We start from the raw sequence: 21,261 nt of genomic DNA on the forward strand, positions 1-21,261 counted from the left end.
CTACCGGGGTTGGCGCGTGGTCACACCATCCCACCATTGGCGCGCAGCACCTGGCCGTTGATCCACCCGCCATCGGCACCGGCCAGGAAGGCCACCGCTCCGGCGATGTCCTCCGGCGTGCCCAGTCGCTCCAGGGGATTCATCTTTGCCAGCCGCTCGATCAGCTCCGGTGCCTTGCCATCCAGGAACAGGTCGGTGGCGGTCGGGCCGGGCGCCACCGCGTTCACGGTGATGTTGCGCCCGCGCAGCTCCTTGCTGAGGATCGCGCCCATCGTCTCCACCGCGGCCTTGCTGGCCGCGTACACGCTGTAGTTCTCCAGCTTGATGCCGACCACGCTGGTGGACAGGCTGATCAGGCGGCCGCCGTCACGCACCCGTCGCGCGCTCTCGCGCAGCACGTTGAAGGCGCCCTTCAGGTTGATGCCGATGACCCGCTCGAACAGTGCGTCGTCACTGTCGGCCAGCGTCGCCAGCTGCAGTACGCCAGCACTGTTCACCACCACGTCGATGCCGCCGAAGCGGGCTTCGATGGCGTCGAACAGCTGGCGCACCGCCTGCGGGTCGGCCACATCGGCCTGCAGCGCGATGGCCTGCGCACCAGTGGCCGTGAGTTCGGCTGCCAGTGCCTCGGCATCATCGCGGCGGCCGGCGTAGTTGATCGCCACGGCATGGCCGTTGGCGGCGAGGCGGCGCGAAATGGCAGCGCCGATGCCACGGGAACCACCGGTGACCAGGGCGACGCGGCGGGCGGAAGATGTGGGCATGGTCGGTTCCAGCAGGGCGCGCCGGACTGGCGCAGTGCCATCTTCGCCATCTCATCGATCCGGATAATCATGCATAATCCGTCAACATAATCCGGGTAGCCGAACAATGGACCGTTTCACGGCCATGCGCGCCTTCGTCCGTATCGTCGAGCGCCGCAGCTTCACCCGTGCCTCCGGGGACCTCGGCTTGCCGCGGGCCACGGTGACCGATGCGATCAAGGCGCTGGAGAATCGGCTGGGCGTGCGCCTGCTGCACCGGACCACGCGGCTGGTGGTGCCGACGCTGGAAGGCGAGGCCTTCTATGGCCGTTGCCTGCGCCTGATCGCCGACATGGACGACGCTGAAGCCGCGTTCCGTGACGTGCCACCACGCGGCCCGCTGCGGATTGAAGTGCATGGCACGCTGGGCCGGCACCTGCTGTTTCCGCACCTTCCAGACTTTCTGCAGCGCTACCCTGAGATCGAACTGGAGGTCAGCGAGGGCGATCGCTATGTCGATCTTCTGCGCGAAGGCGTGGATGCGGCGATGCGGGTGGGGACGCTGGCCGACAGCGATCTGGCGGCGCGCCGGTTGACGATGCTGCGCGAGGTCACGGCGGCCTCGCCAAGCTACGTGCAGGCCAGAGGCGTGCCGGGCAGCATCGATGCCCTGCAGGACGGCCACCAGATGGTCGGTTACCGCTCAAGTGCCACCGGCCAGCTGATACCACTGGAGTTCCAGCAGGCTGGCCAGATCCGCTATGTCCCGCTGCCCGCGCGGGTGACGGTTTCCGGCGCCGATGCCTTCCTCGGTGCCGCGCTGGCAGGGCTGGGCATCATCCAGGCGCCGCGCTACCGGATGGCCCCCTACATTGCGCGCGGGCAGCTGGTCGAGCTGTTGCCGGACGCACCGCCGACGCCGAGCCCGTTGAATCTGGTCTACCCGCGCAACCGCACGCCGTCGCCGCGGCTGCGGGTGTTCATCGATTGGGTAGCCGGGATGTTCGACCCGGCCGGGGTTGCCGGCCAGCGGCCGGCACTACCAACCGCTGGCCATGCTGGGTAGTGCCGGCCGCTGGCCGGCAACTGCAATACGCTGGGTGTGCCAAGGCTGCCGGCCAGCGGCCGGTATTACGGCGCTGCGGCGCTCGGCAGCACCAGCTCGAACACGGTGCCGGTTTCATCGGAGGTCACGCTTACCGTTCCGCCATGGGCCTGTGCAATTGCGCGGGTGATCGCCAGGCCCAGTCCAGCACCTTCGTGGCGGCCACGCTCGCCGCGATAGAAGCGATCGAACAGGCGCGGCAGTGCTGCTTCGGCAATCGGCGGGCCGAGGTTGTGCACGCTGACCCTGCACATGCCATCGCCCTCGACCAGCTCCACCCGCACCTCGCTGCCCACGGCTGCGTGCTTCAACGCGTTGGACAGCAGATTGGCGATCGCCCGGTGCAGCATCAAACGGTTGCCTTCCACGCTCGCCACGCCGTCGCGGCACAGGGTCAATTGCCGGTCCTCAGCCAGCAGTTCGTAAAACTCCAGCAGCGAATCCACCACCGCATCCAGCGCCACCGGCTCGCGCGAAGGCAGTGCCCCCGGCGCCTCGGCCTGCGCCAGGTACAGCAGGTCACCCACGGTCTGCGCCAACTGCTGCAGTTCTTCGGCGCACGAGGCCAGCGTCTCGCGATAGGCCTCGTTGCTGCGCGGGTGGGCCAGCACCACCTGTACCTGGGTCAGCATGTTGGTGATAGGCGTGCGCAGCTCGTGAGCCAGATCACCGGAGAATTCGGTCAGGCGCGCGAAGTCCTGCTGTAATCGCGCCAGCATGCCGTTGAGGGTCTGCGCCAGCTGTTCCAGCTCAGCCGGCGCGCTGCGGGCGTTCAACCGCCGTTGCAGGCGCCCTGCGGTGATCTGACGGGCTTCATCGGCCAGCGTCCGCAGCGGCCGCAGCGTTCGCCGCACCACATAGCCACCCAGCAGGCTGCTGGCCACGGCGGCACCGATGATGGCGATCGCCAGCAGGTGGCGGAAGCGCTGCAGGAAGTCGGCGTGGCGGGCATCGTCGATGGCCAGCAGGATCAGCAGCTGGCTGCCGTCGGCCAGGGTCTGGCGCAGGTGCAGCGCATGCATGCACGTTCCGTCGGCAAGGATCCAGTCGTGCCGCCGGAAGGCACTATCGATAGGCTGGCTGCGTGCGTGTTCGCGCAGCAGCGCCGGCGCGGTGGAGAACAGCACGGTGCCGCGCGCATCCACAATATGGAAGGCGATGTCGGGATGGTGGCTCAGCGCCTCTGCCAGTCGTTGCCCGCGAACGGACGCAGGCCCATTGCCGGCCAGGTCACTGATCAACGCGACCTTGTTCTCCAGCTCGGTGAAATCCTGTGCGACCAGATCGTGACGGGCGCTGATATAGATCGCCACGCCGAGTGCCGCCAGCACCAGCGTTGCCACGGTGGCGAACAGCAGCGTCAGCCGCACCGCGATGGAGCGGCGCAGGCTCATCCGTTGCGCGCGGCGCCGTCGTCCGGCGCCTCCAGCACATAGCCCATGCCGCGCACGGTGACGATCAGCTTCTCGGCGAAATCATCGTCGATCTTCGCGCGCAGGCGGCGGATCGCCACGTCGATCACATTGGTGTCGCTGTCGAAGTTCATGTCCCACACCTGCGAGGCGATCAGCGAGCGCGGCAGCACTTCGCCACGGCGCCGTGCCAGCAGCTCCAGCAGGGTGTACTCCTTCTGGCTGAGCGCGATGCGCTGGCCGCCACGCTCCACCCGGCGGCGCAGGGTATCCACCACCAGGTCGGCAATGACGATGCGTTCAACCTGCGGCACGGCCTGGCCACGGCGCAGCAGCGTGCGCACGCGCGCCAGCAGCTCGGCGAAAGCGAAGGGCTTGGCCAGGTAGTCATCGGCGCCCAGCTCCAGGCCCTGCACGCGGTCGGCGATGCTGCTGCGCGCGGTCAGGAACAGCACCGGCAGCGGCCAGCCGGCTCCACGCAGCCGCGACAGCACGGTCCAGCCATCCAGGCCGGGCAGCATCACATCGAGGATGACCAGCTGGTACTCGCCGCTCTCGGCCAGGTGCAGCCCGTCGATGCCGTTGCTGGCGAGATCGACCACATAGCCGGCCTCGATCAGGCCCTGGCGCAGGTAGTTGCCGGTCTTGGGTTCGTCTTCGACGATCAGCAGTTTCATGGTGCGGCCATCATCGCAGCTTGCGGGTGGGTCGGCAGCGGCGGTTCATGCCACCGGGTCCAGGGTGCCGAGTACCGCTACACAGGCCAGCACCAGCAGCGCCAGCACCGCTTCGCAGGCCAGGCTGTGGCGCAGCGAACGCAGTGGCCTGGGTTGCCAGCCGCCGCGGATGGAAACGGCCAGCGCCGGTACCAGCCGCCAGCGATGCAGCGCGGCCAGCCCCAGCATGCCGCCGACCAGGGCCAGTTTGAGCAGCAGCCAGCGCCCATGTGCGGTTTCGGCCAGGGTGTGCAGCGAGCCGCCGAGATCGACATAGGTATAGGTGCCGGTCATCGCCAGCAGGGCGACGATGATCGTGCCGGGCACAGCGAAGCTGTGCGCGGCCTGCCACAGCTCGCGGGTGCGTTCGCGCAGACGCAGGCCCTGCGGTCGCAGCGCCAGCTGCAGGATGGCGGCGATCGCCCCGACCCAGGCGCCGGCGGCCAGCAGATGCAGCATGCCGGCGCCGAGCCGAAGCGTGCCGCCGAACCCGTCGCCGGCGGCGGCATGGCCATTCCAGGAAAGGCTGGCCAATGCGCTGGCAGACAGTGCCAGCAGTGCGAGGCGGCGCAGGCCCTGTACGGGGCGGTTGATGGCCAGCAGCGGCAACATTGCCAGTACGGCCAGGAGGCGCAGCAGGCCCGCTTCCCCCACTGGCGTACCGGCAAGAAACCAGCGCGCGGTCTCGCCGTCGATGTCGGCCGGCGATATGCCAAGCACGCCGGACAACCGGGTCACCGCGTCGGTGATGACCAGTACCAACGCGATCACGGTGAGCGTCAGCGAGACGCCGTGCGGCAGCCCGGGCCGGACGAACAGCATCCGCCCGAACAGCAGCATCAACACGGCATACAGCGAAAGCCGCAGCGCATACGGCGAAAGCTCGGCCACAGCAGCGGCCTTACTTCACGGTGAAGCGGTAGTTGCCGGTGATCGGATGGCTGTCCTGGCCGACCGCGCGCCACTGCAGGGCGTAAGTGCCGGCAGGCAGCGGCTTGGCGAAGCGCGCGCGCAGGGTGTGGCCGTCCTCGGAGATCTCCTGCGCAGTGGTCGGCATCGCCATCTTCATGCGGCCATGGTCCATGCTCAGTTCGATGCGGGTGGCACGCGGCATCACCTTTTCACTGAACTGCAGTTCGATCTGGCTGGCCGGGGCCACGGTGGCGTCGGCGGCCGGCGTTGCACGCACCAGGCTGGGATGGGCCAGCGCCAGCGGTGCGACCGCAAGGCCGGACAGCAGCAGGGCGAGCGAGGTGGGGCGGAGCAGGGCGCGGGTCATGTGCGGGAACGCCTGTCGGGAAGTTGCGCTCAGGGTGGTGCAGCGCGCCTTTCGCTGCCCTGACGCGAACATTACCGGTCTGTAATGTTGGCTGCCGGCCCGCGGCCGGCGCTACCGGGCCCGTGACTGCGCGATCCAGGCCGAAGGCGAACAACCGACCACACGCCGGAAGGCTGCGCTGAACTTGCTGGGATTGGCGTAGCCACTGGCCAGCGCAACCTCGGTGACGCTGCATCCCTGGGCCAGTGCCCCGCGCGCCCATTGCATGCGGCGTCGGGTCAGGAACGCATAGGGCGGCAGACCGGTGGCGGCGCGCAGCGCACGACCGAACGTGGACGGGTCCATCTGCACCGCAGCGGCCAACTGTGCGACTTCAAGAGGCTGGCCGTGCTGTGCATCGATGTAGGCCTCCAGCTGCTGCAGCCGCCGCGTGGACAGTGCCGTGTCCCTGCCGCGTTCCGTGCAGGCAAGCCCGGCAAGCTGGCCCAGGCGGTGGAGCAGGACCTGGGCGCCATGCTCCAGGAAGCCTGGCAGGCAGACATCGGCCTGCGCGCTGCACCACAACGCCTGCAGTACCGAAGTGATCACCGGGTCGTGGTGCAGCCGCGCCGCCAGCGGCTGCAGGTGTTGCAACCGCTGCGGATCCTGCGGATGCAGGCGGGTATCGATGGCGATGCCGAGCAGATCGACTGCGGGGCTGGCATAGGTGCCGGTGTCTCCCGGCAGCACCAGATTGAACTGGCCGGGCCGCCACGGCGCCTGCAGCAGGCCGTTGAGGGTGCGCTGCTGCAGCCGTCCGCCGCCGCCCACGGCCAGGCCCAGGCGAAGCTGGTGCGGATGGCCCATCTCGCCTTCGCTGGCCTCGAAGCGATGGCGCAGCAGCACCACCGCCCCGTCATCGCTGGCGTGGGCAGCAGGGGCCTGCGACCGGGTTTCCTGCAGCAACTGGTCGGTGAGGGCGGGCATCACGGATCCGGGAATGGAGCGGCGCTGCCGGAAATGGAGTGGCGGCGGGGCGCGAATGTTACAGGATAACACTATTGTCCCGCGCTGCCGCCGCCCGCGCGTCCGCCACTCCATCCGTCGAGGTTCCCGCTTTGAAGTCGTCCACGCCTGCTGCCGCGCTCATCGCAGCATCCCTGCTCGTTCCTGCCTTGCCCGCCCTTGCCCAGCAGGCCGACCCGACCACGCTCGACGGTGTCCGCGTCACCGGTTCCAAGCGCGATACCCCTTACCTGAAGAGCGATCTGTCGGTGACGGTGCTCGATCGGCAGGCGCTGAAGGAAGCGGGCGTCACCGAGTTCCGTGACCTCGACAAGCTCGCGCCGAACGTCAAGTTCAATGCGATGGGCCAGCTCAGCAACATGTTCATCTCGATCCGCGGCATCGAGTCCAATCCATTCCTGGTCAACCGCGCCTCGGTCTACATCGACGGCATTCCGTTCCGCGAACTGAGCAATGCCGTGCTCAACCAGGTCGAGTCGGTGGAGGTGCTGCGCGGTCCGCAGGGCACGTTGTATGGCGCCAACAGCGAATCCGGCCTGGTGCTGGTGCGTACGCGTGGTCCTGCGGACAAGCGCGAAGGCGAGGTCAACCTGCGCAGCACCTGGTTCGGCAACGGCAATGGCACCGCTCTCGATGGCTTCCTGGCAGGGCCGCTGAACAAGACGGGCAGCCTGTCCGGCTCGGTGGCGTTCATGGGCTCCGATGAGGACGCCTACCTGAAGAACCTCACGCCTTCCGGTGCACGCGGCAAGGTCGGCGAAGGCTACCTCCAGGGCAAGCTGCGCTGGCGGCCGAGCGACTACGTTTCGGTGAACGCGCTGGCCTATCACCTGCGCACCCGCGCGCCGGGCATGTTCGAGTATGAATACCTGCCGCTGGATACCGGCCTCTACAACCGCACCTACGGCACATCGCTCAATGGCGGCCGCCGTGCCGGTGACTTCACCTACATCAACGACGCGCCCAAGCGCACCGAAAAGGACGAAACGGTGGCTGGCCTCAGTGCGCAATGGCAGCTGCAGGCCGGCACGCTGGACGTGGCCGCTTCCTGGCGGGACGAGGAGGTGACCTCGGCCGGCTACGACTTCGACATGACCAACAGCCCGGCATTGGCCGGTCGCATCTACGACAGGAAGAAGGAATGGACGGCCGAGGCGCGCTTCAGCTCGCCCAGCGACCAGGCGCTGACCTGGATGGCGGGTGTGTCGACCTACCGCAACAGCAAGGATTCGATCCTCGGCACCTTCGCCGGCCCGGCGCTGCATGGGCTGGACAGCTACAACCTGGCCCCGCGGCAGACCTCCAAGGGCGAGGACTACAGCGTCTTCGCCACCGCAAGCTACACCTTCCCGGCGGTGCCGAAGCTGACCGCCAGCGCCGGCCTGCGCCATGAGCAGGCACGGCGCTCCACCGAACAGCGTGCCGGTGCGCTGGATCTGGGCGCCGGTGGCCGCGTGCTGTACCGCGATGCCGCGCTGGCGCATACCTTCTCGGCCACGCTGCCGCGGGTGTCGCTGCGCTACGACGCCACTGACGACCTGTCCTTCTACGCGGCCTCGGCCAAGGGCTACATTCCGGGTGGCTTCAATCTGGCTGCGGCGCAGAGCGATGTGGTCAACGACAAGGTGCTGCGCTATGAGTCCGAACGCATGTGGAGCCATGAGCTGGGCTTCAAGATGAACCTGGCCGGCGGGCGTGGCCACATCGGTGGCGCGCTGTTCCACATCACCTCGGACAACTGGCAGGAGATCCAGGTGGCCACCGATGCCAACGGCCGCCCGATCTCGTCGGACTACGTAGGTTCGGATGCCTCGATCCGTTCGCGTGGTGCCGAGCTGGAGGGCGTGTTCGAAGTGCTGCCGGGCTTCATCCTGATGGCGAATGTGGGCTACGTCGATGCGAAGTACTCCAAGCTGTGGGTCAGCGTGGACCAGAACCTGGATGGCAAGCGGGTCAAGCTGACCCCTCACTACACTGGCTATCTGGCGGCGCGCTATCAGTTCGACTCGGGCATCTATGCTCGGCTGGAATCGCAGTTCACTGGCTCCAGTGCGCTGGATGAACGCAACCGCGCGTTCCAGCCCGCAGTGGCCGTGCTCGGTGCGCAGCTTGGCTACGAGACCGGGCCGTGGAGCGCGCGGGTGTTCGTGCAGAACCTGACCAACAAGCGCCGCATCAATGGCCTGATCTTCGACAACCTGGCCTTCGGCCGCGACGGCAACTACTACGGCCCGGTCGACAGCCCGCGCATCTTCGGCGCGGAAGTGGGTTACCGCTTCTGAGCAAAGTTAGTGCCGGCCGCTGGCCGGCATCTGCGGGGCGCCGGCCAGTGGCCGGCGCCACCGGTGGACGTGCAATGCCCGCCGGTTGCCGATGTGCGCGCATGCCAGCAGCACGCCACCGCAGGCGGTGGCCACGCCATGCCAGAGCAGCGATTCCTTCAACGGCAGGTACAGCGACGCTGACACCAGCAGGATCGCGCCAACCACGGCCAGCCGCACCGGCAGCCAGCGCCCATGCCGGTACAGCCCGGCCGTGGTACTGGCCAGCGCCAGTGTCGAGGCCATCAATGCGAACAACCATTCCCAGCGCGACATCATCAACAGCAGCGTCATCACGCCGTGGCCGGGGTGCTGGAACGAGCGCAGCGCCATCATTGCCGCCGGCACGAAGGCCAGCAGCAGTGGCAGGGCGATGCAATGGGCGGCGCAGGCCAGCGACAGCCAGGCACCGGCCAGATCGAAACGGGGATGCCAGCGTGCCGAAGTTGGCGGCTGGGCCAGAGCCCTTGCGGGGGTCGGGGGGATGTGGTCCATTATGTTACATAGTAACAATTGGAGTCTCCCCCATGAAGCTTCCTGCTGCTCTTTTCCTGCTGCTGGCTGCCAACGCGGCGCAGGCACACGATGTCCGCCAGCATGCACCGCACGTGCACGGCCAGGCCACCGTCGATCTCGCACTCGACCAGGGAACGCTGGAGTTCGCCCTGCAGGCGCCGGGTATCGGCATTCTTGATTTCGAGCGACCGCCCGCCAACGCGACCGAGCAGGCGGCACTGTCGCGCGCCACGGCATTGCTGAAGGGCGGCAGCTGGGTCACCCTGCCCACCGCCGCCAACTGCCGCCTGGCCAGCAGTGAAGCCAGTGCCGAAGGCTTCGCTGCGACCGCCGCTGTGCCAGCGGCCGGGCAACATCGCCACGCCGGTTTCACTGCCAACCTGCAGTATCGCTGCACGAATCCGAGTGCACTGCGCGCCCTGGTCGTGCGCCTGCCGGTGCTGTTCCCCGGGTTGCACGAAGTCATCGTCAACAGTGCGACCGCCAACGGCCAGGACCGCAGCGTGCTGAGTGCCGACAACCTGCGCGTGGTGCTGGCGCCGTGAGCACGCCAGCGGTGATCGCCCTGGAGGATGTGCAGTTCGGCTACGCAACACGCCTGGTGCTGGATATCCCGCAGCTGCTGATAGAGCAGGGCAGCAGCGTGCTGTTGCGTGGAGTGAGCGGTGGCGGCAAGAGCACCTTGCTCGGCCTGCTGGCTGGCGTCCTGCTTCCCGGCAGGGGGCGCGTCGAAGTGGCGGGTCACGCGCTGCAGATGATGCGGGGTGCCGCGCGTGATCGCTTCCGTGCCGATCAGCTGGGCGTGATCTTCCAGCAGTTCAACCTGCTGCCGTTCCTCAGCGTGCGCGACAACATCGCGCTGGGCCTGCGCTTTTCTCCGGTGCGTAGTGAGCGCATCAGCGGGCCGCTGGACGACGAGATCCTGCGTCTGCTGGAAGCGCTGCAGCTGGATCCGGCGTTGTCCAAGCGTGCGGCCGGTACCCTGAGTGTCGGCCAGCAGCAACGCGTGGCCGCCGCACGCGCCTTGATAGGCCGCCCCGCAGTGCTGCTGGCCGACGAGCCGACCTCGGCGCTGGATCGCCAAGCCGCGACCGCCTTCCTGCAGCTGATGTCCGCACAGTGCCGGGCCGCCGGTACCACGGTTCTGGTGGTCAGCCACGATGAAAGCCTGCAGCCCTTGTTCGACCGCACCATCGCGTTGTCGCAGATCAATCACGCAGGTGGCACCCATGCTTGAACTTGCCTGGGCCAGCCTGCGCAGCCGCGCATTGAGCGTCAGCCTCACCGTGCTGGTGATCACCCTCAGCGTGGTGCTGCTGCTCGGTGTTGAGCGCGTACGCATGCAGGCGCACGAAGGTTTCGCCAGCACCGTCTCAGGCACTGACCTGATCGTCGGTGCCCGCTCCGGGCCGGTGAACCTGCTGCTGTATTCGGTGTTCCACATCGGTGACCCGACCAACAACGTGTCCTGGCAGTCCTACCAGGAGCTGTCCTCGCTGCCGCAGGTGAAGTGGGCGGTGCCATTGTCGCTGGGCGATTCGTGGCGCGGCTACCGGGTGATCGGCACCAGTGGCGGCTACTTCGAGCACTACCGCTACGGCGCGGGGCATGCGCTGGCGTTTGCACAGGGGCGGCCGTTCGACGACCTGTACGACGCCGTGATCGGCGCGGAGGTAGCACGCGCGCAGAAGGTCGGCCTCGGCGACGAGATCGTGCTGGCCCATGGCACCGGCGCGGTCACGTTGGCCACGCATGCCGACAAGCCGTTCCGTGTGGCTGGCATCCTGCAGCGCACCGGCACGCCGGTTGATTCCTCGGTGCTGGTCTCGCTGCAGGCCATCGAGGCGATCCATGTCGACTGGCGCTCCGGCGTGCAGCTGCGCAGCCAGAGCGTCAGCGCCGAGCAGGCGCGCCACCTGGACCTGACCCCGACCAGCATCACCGCTTTCATGCTCGGGCTGAACTCGCGCATTGCCACGTTCTCGGTACAGCGCAGGATCAACGAGTATCCGGACGAAGCGATGCTGGCGATCCTGCCCGGCGTAACCCTGCAGCAGCTGTGGCAATCACTGGGCACCGCCGAGCGGGCACTGCAGCTGATCAGTGCGATGGTGGTGCTGCTGGGCATGGTCTCGCTGGTGGCGCTGCTGGTCTCGACCCTGCAGGAGCGCCGGCGCGAGATGGCGGTGCTGCGTGCCATCGGTGCACGCCCGGGCTATATCGCCAGCCTGCTGGTGGTGGAGGCGGTGGCGACCAGCGCGCTTGCCTGCGTGCTCGCACTGGCCGCACTGGTGGTGGCCAGCCTGGCCGGGCGTGGCTGGGCGCTGGCCAGCTTCGGCCTGTCGATCACCCACATCTGGCCGGATGGCCGCGAACTGGCGTGGGTCGCGGGTGTGCTGGCGATCAGCGCGGTGGCCGGCCTGGTGCCGGCGCTGCTGGCCTATCGGCGCACGCTGGCCGATGGCCTGTCACCCGGGGGCTGAGCATGCGCTGGTTGCCACTGTTGCCAATGTTACTGGTGCTGACCGCCTGCGAACGCCCGGTCGATACCGGCGTGCAGGCGCTGCCACCGTCACCGGTGGTCGATCGCGATGCCCCGGCAGCTGCCGAGGAACAGGAACTGGACTGGTTGCAGATGATGCCGAAGGAAGAACTGGCGGCGCTGGAGCGCGGCGAGGGCCCGGAGGTCGAGCACAACGGCAACCGGCGCATGCCGCAGTTCGGTACGTTCCGCACCGTGGAGACCGTACTGCAGCGGCCGGTGCGCTTGCCGGGCTACGTGGTGCCGCTGGCCAACGCGCAGGACGGGCGGCTGACCGAATTCCTGTTCGTGCCGTACTACGGCGCCTGCATCCATGTGCCGCCGCCACCGCCGAACCAGATCGTGCACGTGGTGCTGCCGCGCCCGATCGAGATGCCGGACATGTATTCGCCGTTCTTCCTGGCCGGTACCCTGCGCGCCGAACGGCTGGACGATGATCTGGCCGGCTCCGCCTACACCATGCGCGATGCGCAGCTGAGGCCGTATGAACCGTAGCGTCCTGATCGGATTGGCGTGTTGCCTGGGCTTGCTGGGGTGTACGCAGGCGGGTGGGGGCGCCACCACCGTCGCCGCAGCACCGGCAGCGGCGCAGCCGGCCACGACCGAAGCGCCCATCGACCGTTGGGATGCACTGCGGCCCGACGAAGTGACCTACCAGCGGCCGCCGCCGCAGATCGGCCTGTCACGCAATGGCATGGACGGGGTCGGCGGGCTGATCGACGACACCGGCTCGGGCACGCCACCGGGGCAGGAGATCGACCATTCCAGCCCGGACCGCGCCAAGCAGTTCGGTTCATCGCAGGTGGTCGAAACTGCCGATGGCCGCGCCGTTGACCTGGATGGCTACGTGGTGCCGCTGGGCACCAACGACGCAGGACTGGTCGACGAACTGTTGTTCGTGCCGTTCTACGGGGCCTGCATCCATGTGCCGCCACCGCCGCCGAACCAGATCATCCATGTGACCCTGGCCACGCCGATCGCGCTGGGCGACCTGTGGGATCCGTACCGGTTGGCCGGTCGCCTGCAGGTCAAGCGCTTCGATGCGGATATCGCCAGCGCGTCCTACGACGCCGCAGCGGCGACGCTGACGGCGATCCACAACTGATGCGCGCGCGCTGGATCATCGCTGCGGTGGTGTTGGCGGCAGCGGGGGTGGCGCTGGCGGTGTGCTGGCAGCGGCGCGCCGTAGTCCCAGAGCCTCCGGCGGTCGCGTTTCCGGCACCGGCAGCCGATGCCAGCCAGCGCATCGAGCAACGCCTGGGCGAAGACCACGCCTTTCGCAATGATGTGCTGTTCCTGCTGGCGGCAACGTTGCGCGACCGCTGCCAGCCGGCACAGACGGGGCTGCTGGCGCGCATGGCCAATCGTGCATCGTTGCCGGTGCTGGCAGCGGTCAGTGCTGTGACCCAGCAGGATCCCTCGCTGGACCGGCCGATCTACCAGTACATCCAGCATCGTGCAGACGCCACGCATTGTGGCCAGCCGCTGCAGATGCCGTTGGCCGGTGGGCGCAGCATGCAGGTGGACATCGAACAGTACGCGCGCACCTTCCCGGACAGCTATTTCGATCCGCAGCGCAGCAGCGAACCGCGTGATTTCGGCGGCCTGTCGCTGCAGCAGCGGGCAGGCAACGCCTGCAACAGCGTGGTGTATTCGGTGCTGCCGCTGGGGGGCACCGATTGGCGTTGCAGCAGCCTGCGCGCCAATGCGCGTGCGCGGGTGCGCGGCCTGTGCGAGGACGAGCTGCGGCGCCAACATGGGGCAACGGGCGGGGAGCTGGACATGGCCGTGGGGCAGGGCATGCAGGCAGCGGTGGTGTCGGCGATTGCCGCGTTGCCGGAAGACTGCCGGTAGCGCGGGGCCATACCCGGCGGCCTTGTTGCGGGTACCCCGTTGCCGGGCATAGCCCGGCGCTACCCTTCTCCGGAACATGAACATTACCCGGGACGAAATCTGAACGTCTGGCGTCCCTCTCATAACTATACAGGACATCCTGTATAGTTATGGCGGTACTCCACCCCATCAGGTTTCCCCATGGCTTTGTCCCAGCCCTTGGCCGGCGCTCCGGCCCTGTCGCGTGCCCGTCGCTGGGCACTGTTGTTCACCGTCGCCGCCGGCCTGCTGCTGGTCACCCTCGACAACTCCGTGCTCTACACCGCACTGCCCACCCTCACCGAGGAACTCTCGGCCAGTGCCGGCCAGGCGCTGTGGATCATCAACGCCTATCCGCTGGTGATGGCCGGCCTGCTGCTGGGTGCGGGCACGCTGGGCGACCGCATCGGTCACCGCCGCATGTTCCTGATCGGACTGGTGGTGTTCGGTATCGCCTCGCTGGCGGCGGCCTTCGCTGACAGCGCCACGCAGCTGATCGCCGCCCGTGCGTTCCTGGCGGTCGGTGCGGCGGCGATGATGCCGGCCACGCTGGCGCTGATCGGCCTGAGCTTCCACGAAGAGCGCGAGCGCAACATTGCCATCGCGATCTGGGGTTCGGTGGCCATCGTCGGTGCGGCGCTCGGCCCGATCATCGGCGGCTGGCTGCTGCAGCACTTCTGGTGGGGCTCGGTGTTCCTGATCAACGTGCCGGTGGTGGTGGTGGCCTTCGTTGCAACCTTGCTGCTGGCACCGGAAGGCCAGCGCGATACCTCGCGGCCGTGGGACCTCGTGTCTTCGTTGCTGGCATTGGCGGCGCTGTCCGGCCTGGTGCTGGCCATCAAGTCGCTGATCGCCACGCCGCCGTCGTATGCGCTGGGTGCCGGTGCACTGCTGATGGCCGTCATCAGCGGCGCGGCGTTTGCACGTCGCCAGCGGCAGTTGCCGTACCCGTTGCTGGACTTCGCGATCTTCCGCAATCCGGCGTTCCTGGCCGGCACGCTGTCGGCGGTATTCACCTTGTTCGCGATGGCTGGCCTGCAGCTGGTTACCACCCAGCGTTTCCAGCTGGTGGCGGGCTTCACGCCGCTGCAGGCAGGCCTGCTGGTATCGGTGGCGGCGCTGGGCAGCCTGCCCAGTGCGCTGCTGGGTGGCAGCATCCTGCACCGCGTGGGCCTGCGCCCGCTGATCTGCGGTGGCCTGGCGGCTGGCGCCGTGGGTGTCGGTGTTGTGGCGTTCGGCTTCCCGCACGGCCTCGGCTGGGTGGTGGCCGGCATGGCGATCACCGGTTTCGGCATGGGCTCGGCCATCTCGGTGGCATCCACTGCCATCCTCAACAATGTGCCGGCACACCGCGCGGGCATGGCCTCGTCGGTGGAAGAGGTGTCCTACGAGTTTGGTGGCCTGCTGGCGGTGGCGATGCTGGGCAGCCTGAGTGCGGCAATGTACGGCGCCTTCCTGCCGGTCTCGGCGGACATGCCCGAGCTTGCCCGTCACGACTTCACCCAGGCGCTGCATGCCGCACGCGAAAGCGGGCAGGGCGAGTGGTTCGCGCTGGCTGCGGCCGCATATGACCGTGGCTACCAGGTCGTGCTGCTGGTGATCACGGTGGTGCTGGCAGTGGGCGCGGCGATCATCGCGCGCCTGTTGCGGGGGCGCGTCGGTGGCCGCGACGGTGCGGCCGATCGCGTAAAATGACGCGATGAGAACCAGCAAGCGCGACCGCATCCTCGACGCCGCCGTCAACGTGATCAATCGTGACGGCGTCCGCGCGGTGACCTTCGAGTCGGTGGCCGCCGAGGCCAAGCTGACCCGTGGCGGCCTGCTGTACCACTTCCCGTCGCGCGAAGCGCTGCTGCGCGGCATCGACGAGCATCTGGTGCAGGCCTGGGAAGCGTCGATGGAGTCGCTGCTGGGCAAGACCGCAGGTGAGGCCACGGCGCTGGAGCGCTACCAGACCTTCGTGCGTGTGTCGGCGCAGAGCGCCACCCGTGCCGAGTTGATGTTCATGCTTGAATCGGCTGACCCGGACGCCGACGAGCGTCCGTGGGGACCGGCAGTGCGGCGCTGGGCGCCGTTGCCGCCGTCGGCCGCGGAACAGGATCCGGCCGCGCTCGACAATTTCGTAGCGCGGCTGGCGGCCGATGGCCTGTGGATCTACGAAGCGATGTACGAAGGGCAGCTGGATGAAAGTGTGCGCGCCCAGGTAGCGGAGCGGATCGCCGGGCTGCTGGCAAAGAACGACGGACTGTCCAGCTGAGCCGTCGACCGACGCGCGGATATCGCTCTTGGTAGAGCCGACCGCTGGTCGGCTGCTCACGAAAATCCCGCGCTTCGCGCGATAGTCGACTCTACCCAGCCTGCGCTGCGCTCGCGGCCAGCCATGCCCGCGGCGACGCTCCCAACCGCTTGCGGAACGTCTTCGACAATGACGCGGTATCGGCAAACCCGACTTCGATTGCCACCTGCTTGACCGCCACGCCCGCACGCAGCTGCGCGCAGGCCAGGCTCAGCCGCCAATCCAGCAGATAACTGGCCGGCGTCGCCTGCATCACCTCCTTGAACACCGCTGCGAACGCACTGCGCGACATGCCAGCGGTGGCGGCCATGCGCGGCAGCGTCCATTCGTCCTGCGGCGCCTGGTGCATCGCCACCAGCGTACGTGCCAGCCGCGCATCGGACAGCCCGCGCATCAGCCCGTGGCTGACCCCGGCCGCATCGGGATGATCCACCACCCAGCGCAGGATCTGGATCAACGCCACCTCGAACAGGCGGTTGGTCAGCAGCCGCGAACCGCAGCGTTGGCGGTCGGCCTCGGTGAACAGCAGATGCAGGGTGTCGTCCAGTTCGCTGATCGCGGACAGCGGCACCACCATCACCGGCGGCAGCGATTGCACGATGGGATTGCGCGCGCCGCCATCGAAGTCGAGCGTCGCGCAGGTGAAGTCGGGGCCATCCAGCGGCGCATTGAAGAACACGTGGTGCAGCGGTTGCGGATACAGCAGCAGGCTGGGCGCGTCGATCTTCAAGCGGGGAAGCGCGATATCGCCGTCGGGATGACGGACCTCCATTTCACCCTGGCGCAGGATGTGCAGGAACGCCCGACCGGGCTGCGGCTCGAAGACATGGCGCCCGCACAGCGGACCGCTGTGGAACAGCGCGGCCTGCACTCGGAAGCGTTCCAGAAGGGAGGACAGGCGGTCAGGTGCGGAGGTGTCGGCAGGCATGCTCATGGACGAATGGACAATAGATGCGGCTTATTACGACCAATGCGTCCGTCGAGTCTACCTAGGATGAGCAGGTCGTCCAATCCCGGGCGCTTTCCCAAGGAGATCCACCATGTCCCGTGTCCCCCTGATCGATGCCTCCGCCACCACTGCGGAGCGCCAGGCCCTGCTGGGCCAGGTCCACGCCGCTTTCGGCGCCACCCCAGCCATGTTCCGCGCCGTGGCCAACTCGCCGGCCGCCCTGCAGAGCATGTGGGGTTCGTTCGGCGCGCTGGGCGGCGGTCGGCTGTCGCCGTTGCTGGGCGAGCAGATCGCCGTCGCCATCGCCAATCGCAACGCCTGCGAGTACTGCCTGGCGGCGCACACGGCGTTGGGTCGAAAGGCCGGCGCCAGCAGCGAACAGATGGCTGCCGCGCAGATCGGCCAGTCCAGTGATCCGGCCACCTCGGTGGCGCTCGACTTCGCGCTGAAGGTGGTTGAACAGCGTGCACAGATCACCGACGGTGATGTGCAGGCGCTGCGCGCAGCCGGCTTCGATGACGAGCAGATCGTCGAGATCCTCGCCCATGTGGCGCTCAACCTGTTCACCAACTACATCAACGTGGCGTTCGACGTGCCGGTGGACTTCCCCAAGGTGGCGCTGCGCTGAGGTCCATCAGGCCGGGGGCGTCTTGCTCCCGGCCGTTCTCAGTTATCGTGGCTGTCGTCCGCCTGCAGCCGTTCGGGATGGGTATACACATTGAACCCGCTCTCCCGCGCGAACCCGACCAGGCACAGTCCGGCACTGCGGGCCAGGTCGATCGCCAGCGCGGTCGGCGCCGACACCGCTGCCAGCACGCTGGCACCCGCACGTATCGCCTTGCTGACCATCTCATAGCTGGCCCGGCTGGAAATCACCAGCAACCCGCCGTCGATGGCGTGCTCGTTGTGATGCAGGGCGCCGATCAGTTTGTCCAACGCATTGTGACGGCCGACGTCTTCGCGCACCCAGCCGATCCGCCCGCTGGCATCGGCCCAGGCCGCGGCGTGCGTCGATCCACTCACCGCATTCATCGGCTGATGCTGCGCCAGCGTGGCCAGCGCCCGCAGCAATGCGGCATGCGGATAGGTGCGGCGCTCGCGGATCTGCGGCAGCGGGCGCAGCACATCCTCCAGCTGGCGCGTGCCGCACAGGCCACATCCACCGCGACCGGGCAGCAGGCGGCCATTGGCCGGATCCAGATCGGCACCGGGTGCGTCTTCAGAAACGGTCATCTGCAGCTCGATGCCCTCCAGCTGCGGGCGGACCTCGATCGACAGCAGTTGCGAGGGCGTAGTGATCAGCCCCTCGCTAAGCGAAAAACCCAGCGCGAAGTCTTCCAGGTCGCAGGGCGTGGCCATCATCACCGCGAAGGCGGCGCCGTTGTAGCGCAGTGCAACCGGCACTTCCTCGGCCACCACGTCGACCTGCTGCTGGTGCCCCTCGCTGCGCCAGCGCTGCAACGGGCGCTGGGCCGTGCCGGCAGGCGGGATGTGCGGCGGGGTCGAGTCAGGCATGCAGCGCGTCCGGGCAAGGGAAATACGCAGGTGGTGGACCACCCACGGCTTCGAGAATAGCGCAGTGGCCGGGCGCTGACGCGGGTGTAACCGTTGTCATGGCACGCTGCGCTGAAAACAGCGTCTGCCTCTGGCGAAGCGGCCTTGTCCGTGCTTGACTGCGGGGCTGGCCGCGCTGCAGAAGCCGCATCGGGCCCGTCTCGTGCCGTTGATTGTTGTGTTCCTCCCGCCAGGTTCCCGAACATGTCCGAGCAGAAGCCGCCGCGTTACAAGCCCTACAACCAGCCGGCCGGTGGCTGGGGTGCCGCTGGTGCCACGGCCAAGGTGCTGTTGCAGCAGAGTGTGATCGGCAAGGGCTCGAAGGCGCTGCTGGCGATGAACCAGCCCGGTGGCTTCAAGTGCCCCAGCTGTGCGTTCCCCGATGCCGACGAACGCAAGAAGCTGGAATTCTGCGAGAACGGTGCCAAGGCGCTGGCCTGGGAAGCCACCCAGTTCCGTGCCGGCCGCGAGCTGTTCGCCCAGCACACGGTCACCGAGCTGATGGCGCAGACCGACTACTGGCTGGAAATGCAGGGCCGGCTGACCGAGCCGATGCGCTACGACGCGTCCACCGATCATTACGTTCCCTGCAGCTGGGACGAGGCGTTTGCCTTGATCGGCCGTCATCTGCAGGCGCTGGACAGCCCGCACCAGGCCGAGTTCTACACCTCCGGCCGTACACCCAACGAAGCCGCGTTCCTGTATTCGATCTTCGTGCGCGAGTTCGGCACCAACAATTTCCCGGACTGCTCGAACATGTGCCACGAGCCGACCAGCCGCGGCCTGCCGCCGGCCATCGGCGTGGGCAAGGGCACCATCGTGCTGCAGGATTTCGAGCACGCCGAGGCGATCTTCGTGATCGGCCAGAACACCGGCACCAATTCGCCGCGGATGATGAGCAACCTGGTCGAGGCGCGCAAACGCGGCATCCCGATCGTGGCGGTCAATCCGATGCCAGAGCGCGCGCTGATCCGCTTCGCCGAGCCGCAGGACATGGTGCAGATGGCCACGTTCGGTTCGACCGAGATCACCAGCGAGTTCGTGCACATCCGCATCGGCGGCGACCTGGCCCTGATCAAGGGCATGATGAAGGTAATGTTCGAGCGCGAAGCGCAGGGCGAGCGCGTGCTTGACCACGATTTCCTGGCCGAGCACACGGTGGGCCTGGACGCACTGCGCAAAGATGTGATGGCGCAGGACTGGGACGAGATCGTGCAGGTCTCCGGCATCACGCAGGCGCAGATCCGCCGCTGCGCCGAGATCTACATCCGCTCCAAGGCCACGGTGATCTGCTACGGCATGGGCCTGACCCAGCATCAGTATGGTTCGACCCTGCTGCAGCAGGTGGCCAATCTGCTGTTGCTGCGTGGCAACTTCGGCAAGCCCGGCGCAGGCATCGGGCCGATCCGTGGCCATTCCAACGTGCAGGGCGACCGTACCGTCGGCATCGACGAGAAACCCAAGCCAGCCTATCTGGACCGCGTGCAGCAGGTGTTCGGCTTCGATCCGCCGCGCGAGCACGGTCATCACGTGGTCGAATCGATCGAGGCGATGCTGGACGGCAGCGCCAAGGTGTTCATCGGTATGGGGGGCAACTTCATCCACGCCGTGCCCGATACACCGCGCGCGTATGAGGCCATGCGTGGCCTGGAGTTGACGGTCGGCATCGCCACCAAACTCAATCGGGGTCACCTGGTGCATGGCCGCGATTCCTTGATCCTGCCGGTAGTCGCGCGTTCGGAGCGCATCGTTACGCCTGCCGGCGAGCAGTTCGTCACCATCGAAGACGCGATGTCGAACGTGACCGCTTCGCGCGGCGTGCTCGAGCCGGTCAGCACGGACGTGCTCCCGGAGGTCGAGATCGTCTGCCGCATGGCGATGGCAACACTGCCGCACAGCAAGGTCGACTGGGCCGGGTGCATGCATGACTACGCACCCATCCGCGAGCTGATCGCGGCGGTGTACCCGGATATCTACACCGGCTTCAACGAGCGCATCCAGCAGCCGCACGGCTTCCATCTGGACATTCCACCGCGCCGTCGCGTGTGGCCCACGCCCAACGGCAAGGCCAACATCCTGGTGATGCCGGGGCTGGACGTGGACGCGCCCGTGGATGACCCCGAGATGCTGCGGTTGGCCACAGTGCGCTCGCACGACCAGTACAACACCACCATCTACAGCTACAACGACCGCTATCGCGGCGTCTACAACGACCGCATGGTGTTGTTCATGAACATCGAGGACCGGCTGGCACGCGGGCTGGAGAAGGAAGCACTGGTCAGCCTGGAGACGATCAGCGGCGACGGCGTGAACCGACGCATCGAGGGCCTGACCGTGCTGGACTACCCGATGCCGCGCGGCGCGTTGGCCGGTTACTACCCCGAGTTGAACCCGCTGCTACCGCTGGACTATTACGATCGGGTCAGCGGCACCCCGGCGGCCAAGTCGATTCCGGTGCGGATGCAGGCGATGGCAGCGGCGATTGCGTGATGCGTTCATCGGCTATCATCAACGGGTGAACCTGCCTGGCCTGCTGCTGAGATGGATGCTTCTCCTTGCCCTGGTGCTGAATGCACCGGCGCTTGCGGTTGCCTCATCCTCGTACGCGGCGCAGTCCAGCGCGGACCATTGCGCCGCACCGCATTCCGCTGCCATGCCCGGATGCTGCGACGAGGCAGCATCAACGGTCTGCCAGAGCAATGAGTGCGAATGCCCGCCGGCCAGCCTCGGCATGCTGGCCACCCTGAGCGGAACCCCGGCGTCACCTTGGCGTGAGGCGCCTTTGCCCGCCAGCACCCAGCAACGCGCACCGCCTCCGTTGCCGGATCCGCTACGCCCTCCCATCGTGTGATTCCCTGCAGGCCTCAAGCGCCTGCCGTAGCTGCTCGACTTACTCTCGACTCTGCCTGTGCCTTCGACGCGCAGGCAGCGGGCCGCGTTGCCCGCATCTG

21 protein-coding genes are annotated in these 21,261 nt (G+C 67.5%); 12 read left to right on the plus strand and 9 right to left on the minus strand.

The features are described from left to right. Nucleotides 1-20: 20 nt before the first annotated feature. Nucleotides 21-764, minus strand: a complete 744-nt coding sequence (locus V9K93_RS14840; protein ID WP_337302790.1) for an SDR family oxidoreductase — start codon at nucleotides 762-764, stop codon at nucleotides 21-23. Between the two features lie 106 nt (nucleotides 765-870). Between V9K93_RS14840 and V9K93_RS14845 the strand changes: the two genes are divergently transcribed. After that, nucleotides 871-1,809: a LysR family transcriptional regulator gene (locus V9K93_RS14845; RefSeq protein WP_136637940.1), complete on the plus strand. Its 939-nt coding sequence runs from the start codon at nucleotides 871-873 to the stop codon at nucleotides 1,807-1,809. 65 nt (nucleotides 1,810-1,874) lie between these two features. Here V9K93_RS14845 and V9K93_RS14850 read toward each other — a convergent pair whose 3' ends face one another. The 5 genes from V9K93_RS14850 to V9K93_RS14870 all read right to left on the minus strand — a co-directional run bounded on the left by V9K93_RS14850 (nucleotide 1,875) and on the right by V9K93_RS14870 (nucleotide 6,221). Beyond that, on the minus strand, nucleotides 1,875-3,242 hold the full coding sequence (locus tag V9K93_RS14850) for a heavy metal sensor histidine kinase (RefSeq protein WP_046982525.1): 1,368 nt from the start codon (nucleotides 3,240-3,242) through the stop codon (nucleotides 1,875-1,877). Further along, nucleotides 3,239-3,937 (minus strand): heavy metal response regulator transcription factor, encoded by a 699-nt coding sequence (locus tag V9K93_RS14855; RefSeq protein ID WP_046982526.1) that lies wholly within the window; start codon nucleotides 3,935-3,937, stop codon nucleotides 3,239-3,241. The genes V9K93_RS14850 and V9K93_RS14855 overlap by 4 nt, the downstream gene beginning before the upstream one ends. Nucleotides 3,938-3,982: 45 nt before the next feature. Beyond that, nucleotides 3,983-4,867, minus strand: a complete 885-nt coding sequence (copD, locus tag V9K93_RS14860) for a copper homeostasis membrane protein CopD (protein WP_337302791.1) — start codon at nucleotides 4,865-4,867, stop codon at nucleotides 3,983-3,985. Between the two features lie 10 nt (nucleotides 4,868-4,877). After that, the gene (gene copC / locus V9K93_RS14865; RefSeq protein WP_046982528.1) at nucleotides 4,878-5,255 is read right to left on the minus strand and encodes a copper homeostasis periplasmic binding protein CopC; all 378 of its coding nucleotides are present in this window, start codon (nucleotides 5,253-5,255) and stop codon (nucleotides 4,878-4,880) included. 111 nt (nucleotides 5,256-5,366) lie between these two features. Then, a complete protein-coding gene (locus tag V9K93_RS14870) occupies nucleotides 5,367-6,221 on the minus strand; it encodes a helix-turn-helix domain-containing protein (protein WP_337302792.1) in 855 nt (284 codons plus the stop codon). 188 nt (nucleotides 6,222-6,409) lie between these two features. On the opposite strand from V9K93_RS14870, the gene V9K93_RS14875 reads away from it, so the two are divergent. Next, entirely contained in the window at nucleotides 6,410-8,542 is a 2,133-nt protein-coding gene (locus V9K93_RS14875; RefSeq protein WP_337302793.1) for a TonB-dependent receptor, read from the plus strand. 6 nt (nucleotides 8,543-8,548) lie between these two features. Here the strand turns inward: V9K93_RS14875 and V9K93_RS14880 are convergent, their stop codons facing one another. Further along, nucleotides 8,549-9,076, minus strand: a complete 528-nt coding sequence (locus tag V9K93_RS14880) for a MerC domain-containing protein (RefSeq protein ID WP_337302794.1) — start codon at nucleotides 9,074-9,076, stop codon at nucleotides 8,549-8,551. A 32-nt stretch (nucleotides 9,077-9,108) separates the two neighbouring features. On the opposite strand from V9K93_RS14880, the gene V9K93_RS14885 reads away from it, so the two are divergent. The 8 genes from V9K93_RS14885 to V9K93_RS14920 all read left to right on the plus strand — a co-directional run bounded on the left by V9K93_RS14885 (nucleotide 9,109) and on the right by V9K93_RS14920 (nucleotide 15,768). Further along, on the plus strand, nucleotides 9,109-9,642 hold the full coding sequence (locus V9K93_RS14885) for a ZrgA family zinc uptake protein (protein WP_046982532.1): 534 nt from the start codon (nucleotides 9,109-9,111) through the stop codon (nucleotides 9,640-9,642). After that, on the plus strand, nucleotides 9,639-10,334 hold the full coding sequence (locus tag V9K93_RS14890; protein WP_046982533.1) for an ATP-binding cassette domain-containing protein: 696 nt from the start codon (nucleotides 9,639-9,641) through the stop codon (nucleotides 10,332-10,334). Before V9K93_RS14885 ends, V9K93_RS14890 begins: the two co-directional genes overlap by 4 nt. Continuing rightward, nucleotides 10,327-11,580, plus strand: coding sequence for an ABC transporter permease (locus tag V9K93_RS14895; protein ID WP_337302795.1), 1,254 nt, complete (start codon nucleotides 10,327-10,329; stop codon nucleotides 11,578-11,580). Before V9K93_RS14890 ends, V9K93_RS14895 begins: the two co-directional genes overlap by 8 nt. Before the next feature lie 2 nt (nucleotides 11,581-11,582). Next, entirely contained in the window at nucleotides 11,583-12,134 is a 552-nt protein-coding gene (locus tag V9K93_RS14900) for a DUF3299 domain-containing protein (RefSeq protein ID WP_046982535.1), read from the plus strand. Continuing rightward, nucleotides 12,124-12,744: a DUF3299 domain-containing protein gene (locus tag V9K93_RS14905; RefSeq protein WP_337302796.1), complete on the plus strand. Its 621-nt coding sequence runs from the start codon at nucleotides 12,124-12,126 to the stop codon at nucleotides 12,742-12,744. The genes V9K93_RS14900 and V9K93_RS14905 overlap by 11 nt, the downstream gene beginning before the upstream one ends. Next, nucleotides 12,744-13,493 carry a hypothetical protein gene (locus V9K93_RS14910; RefSeq protein ID WP_295381383.1) on the plus strand — a complete coding sequence of 250 codons (750 nt, stop codon included), beginning with the start codon at nucleotides 12,744-12,746 and terminating at the stop codon, nucleotides 13,491-13,493. Before V9K93_RS14905 ends, V9K93_RS14910 begins: the two co-directional genes overlap by 1 nt. A gap of 180 nt (nucleotides 13,494-13,673) precedes the next feature. After that, nucleotides 13,674-15,206, plus strand: a complete 1,533-nt coding sequence (locus V9K93_RS14915) for an MFS transporter (RefSeq protein ID WP_337302797.1) — start codon at nucleotides 13,674-13,676, stop codon at nucleotides 15,204-15,206. Between the two features lie 4 nt (nucleotides 15,207-15,210). Continuing rightward, the gene (locus tag V9K93_RS14920; RefSeq protein ID WP_046982539.1) at nucleotides 15,211-15,768 is read left to right on the plus strand and encodes a TetR/AcrR family transcriptional regulator; all 558 of its coding nucleotides are present in this window, start codon (nucleotides 15,211-15,213) and stop codon (nucleotides 15,766-15,768) included. Between the two features lie 91 nt (nucleotides 15,769-15,859). Here V9K93_RS14920 and V9K93_RS14925 read toward each other — a convergent pair whose 3' ends face one another. After that, nucleotides 15,860-16,741, minus strand: a complete 882-nt coding sequence (locus V9K93_RS14925) for an AraC family transcriptional regulator (protein WP_046982540.1) — start codon at nucleotides 16,739-16,741, stop codon at nucleotides 15,860-15,862. A 106-nt stretch (nucleotides 16,742-16,847) separates the two neighbouring features. Here V9K93_RS14925 and V9K93_RS14930 point away from each other — a divergent pair, with 106 nt between their 5' ends. Then, nucleotides 16,848-17,384: a carboxymuconolactone decarboxylase family protein gene (locus V9K93_RS14930; RefSeq protein ID WP_337302798.1), complete on the plus strand. Its 537-nt coding sequence runs from the start codon at nucleotides 16,848-16,850 to the stop codon at nucleotides 17,382-17,384. Nucleotides 17,385-17,422: 38 nt separating this feature from the next. Here the strand turns inward: V9K93_RS14930 and fdhD are convergent, their stop codons facing one another. Then, nucleotides 17,423-18,271: a formate dehydrogenase accessory sulfurtransferase FdhD gene (gene fdhD / locus V9K93_RS14935; RefSeq protein ID WP_046982542.1), complete on the minus strand. Its 849-nt coding sequence runs from the start codon at nucleotides 18,269-18,271 to the stop codon at nucleotides 17,423-17,425. Between the two features lie 243 nt (nucleotides 18,272-18,514). Here fdhD and V9K93_RS14940 point away from each other — a divergent pair, with 243 nt between their 5' ends. Then, nucleotides 18,515-20,800 (plus strand): FdhF/YdeP family oxidoreductase, encoded by a 2,286-nt coding sequence (locus V9K93_RS14940; RefSeq protein WP_295381511.1) that lies wholly within the window; start codon nucleotides 18,515-18,517, stop codon nucleotides 20,798-20,800. Nucleotides 20,801-21,261 lie beyond the last annotated feature (461 nt).

The sequence above is a fragment of the Stenotrophomonas sp. CCNWLW162 genome (assembly GCF_037203745.1).
GTDB lineage: Bacteria > Pseudomonadota > Gammaproteobacteria > Xanthomonadales > Xanthomonadaceae > Stenotrophomonas > Stenotrophomonas maltophilia_AQ.

Excerpts from the sequence above, each read along its gene's own strand:
- V9K93_RS14840 (WP_337302790.1), bottom strand. The coding sequence starts at position 764 with ATGCCCACATCTTCCGCCCGCCGCGTCGCCCTGGTCACCGGTGGTTCC.
- V9K93_RS14845 (WP_136637940.1), top strand. The coding sequence starts at position 871 with ATGGACCGTTTCACGGCCATGCGCGCCTTCGTCCGTATCGTCGAGCGC.
- V9K93_RS14850 (WP_046982525.1), bottom strand. The coding sequence starts at position 3,242 with ATGAGCCTGCGCCGCTCCATCGCGGTGCGGCTGACGCTGCTGTTCGCC.
- V9K93_RS14855 (WP_046982526.1), bottom strand. The coding sequence starts at position 3,937 with ATGAAACTGCTGATCGTCGAAGACGAACCCAAGACCGGCAACTACCTG.
- copC (WP_046982528.1), bottom strand. The coding sequence starts at position 5,255 with ATGACCCGCGCCCTGCTCCGCCCCACCTCGCTCGCCCTGCTGCTGTCC.
- V9K93_RS14870 (WP_337302792.1), bottom strand. The coding sequence starts at position 6,221 with ATGCCCGCCCTCACCGACCAGTTGCTGCAGGAAACCCGGTCGCAGGCC.
- V9K93_RS14880 (WP_337302794.1), bottom strand. The coding sequence starts at position 9,076 with ATGGACCACATCCCCCCGACCCCCGCAAGGGCTCTGGCCCAGCCGCCA.
- V9K93_RS14885 (WP_046982532.1), top strand. The coding sequence starts at position 9,109 with ATGAAGCTTCCTGCTGCTCTTTTCCTGCTGCTGGCTGCCAACGCGGCG.
- V9K93_RS14895 (WP_337302795.1), top strand. The coding sequence starts at position 10,327 with ATGCTTGAACTTGCCTGGGCCAGCCTGCGCAGCCGCGCATTGAGCGTC.
- V9K93_RS14900 (WP_046982535.1), top strand. The coding sequence starts at position 11,583 with ATGCGCTGGTTGCCACTGTTGCCAATGTTACTGGTGCTGACCGCCTGC.
- V9K93_RS14905 (WP_337302796.1), top strand. The coding sequence starts at position 12,124 with ATGAACCGTAGCGTCCTGATCGGATTGGCGTGTTGCCTGGGCTTGCTG.
- V9K93_RS14910 (WP_295381383.1), top strand. The coding sequence starts at position 12,744 with ATGCGCGCGCGCTGGATCATCGCTGCGGTGGTGTTGGCGGCAGCGGGG.
- V9K93_RS14915 (WP_337302797.1), top strand. The coding sequence starts at position 13,674 with ATGGCTTTGTCCCAGCCCTTGGCCGGCGCTCCGGCCCTGTCGCGTGCC.
- V9K93_RS14920 (WP_046982539.1), top strand. The coding sequence starts at position 15,211 with ATGAGAACCAGCAAGCGCGACCGCATCCTCGACGCCGCCGTCAACGTG.
- V9K93_RS14925 (WP_046982540.1), bottom strand. The coding sequence starts at position 16,741 with ATGAGCATGCCTGCCGACACCTCCGCACCTGACCGCCTGTCCTCCCTT.
- V9K93_RS14930 (WP_337302798.1), top strand. The coding sequence starts at position 16,848 with ATGTCCCGTGTCCCCCTGATCGATGCCTCCGCCACCACTGCGGAGCGC.
- fdhD (WP_046982542.1), bottom strand. The coding sequence starts at position 18,271 with ATGCCTGACTCGACCCCGCCGCACATCCCGCCTGCCGGCACGGCCCAG.
- V9K93_RS14940 (WP_295381511.1), top strand. The coding sequence starts at position 18,515 with ATGTCCGAGCAGAAGCCGCCGCGTTACAAGCCCTACAACCAGCCGGCC.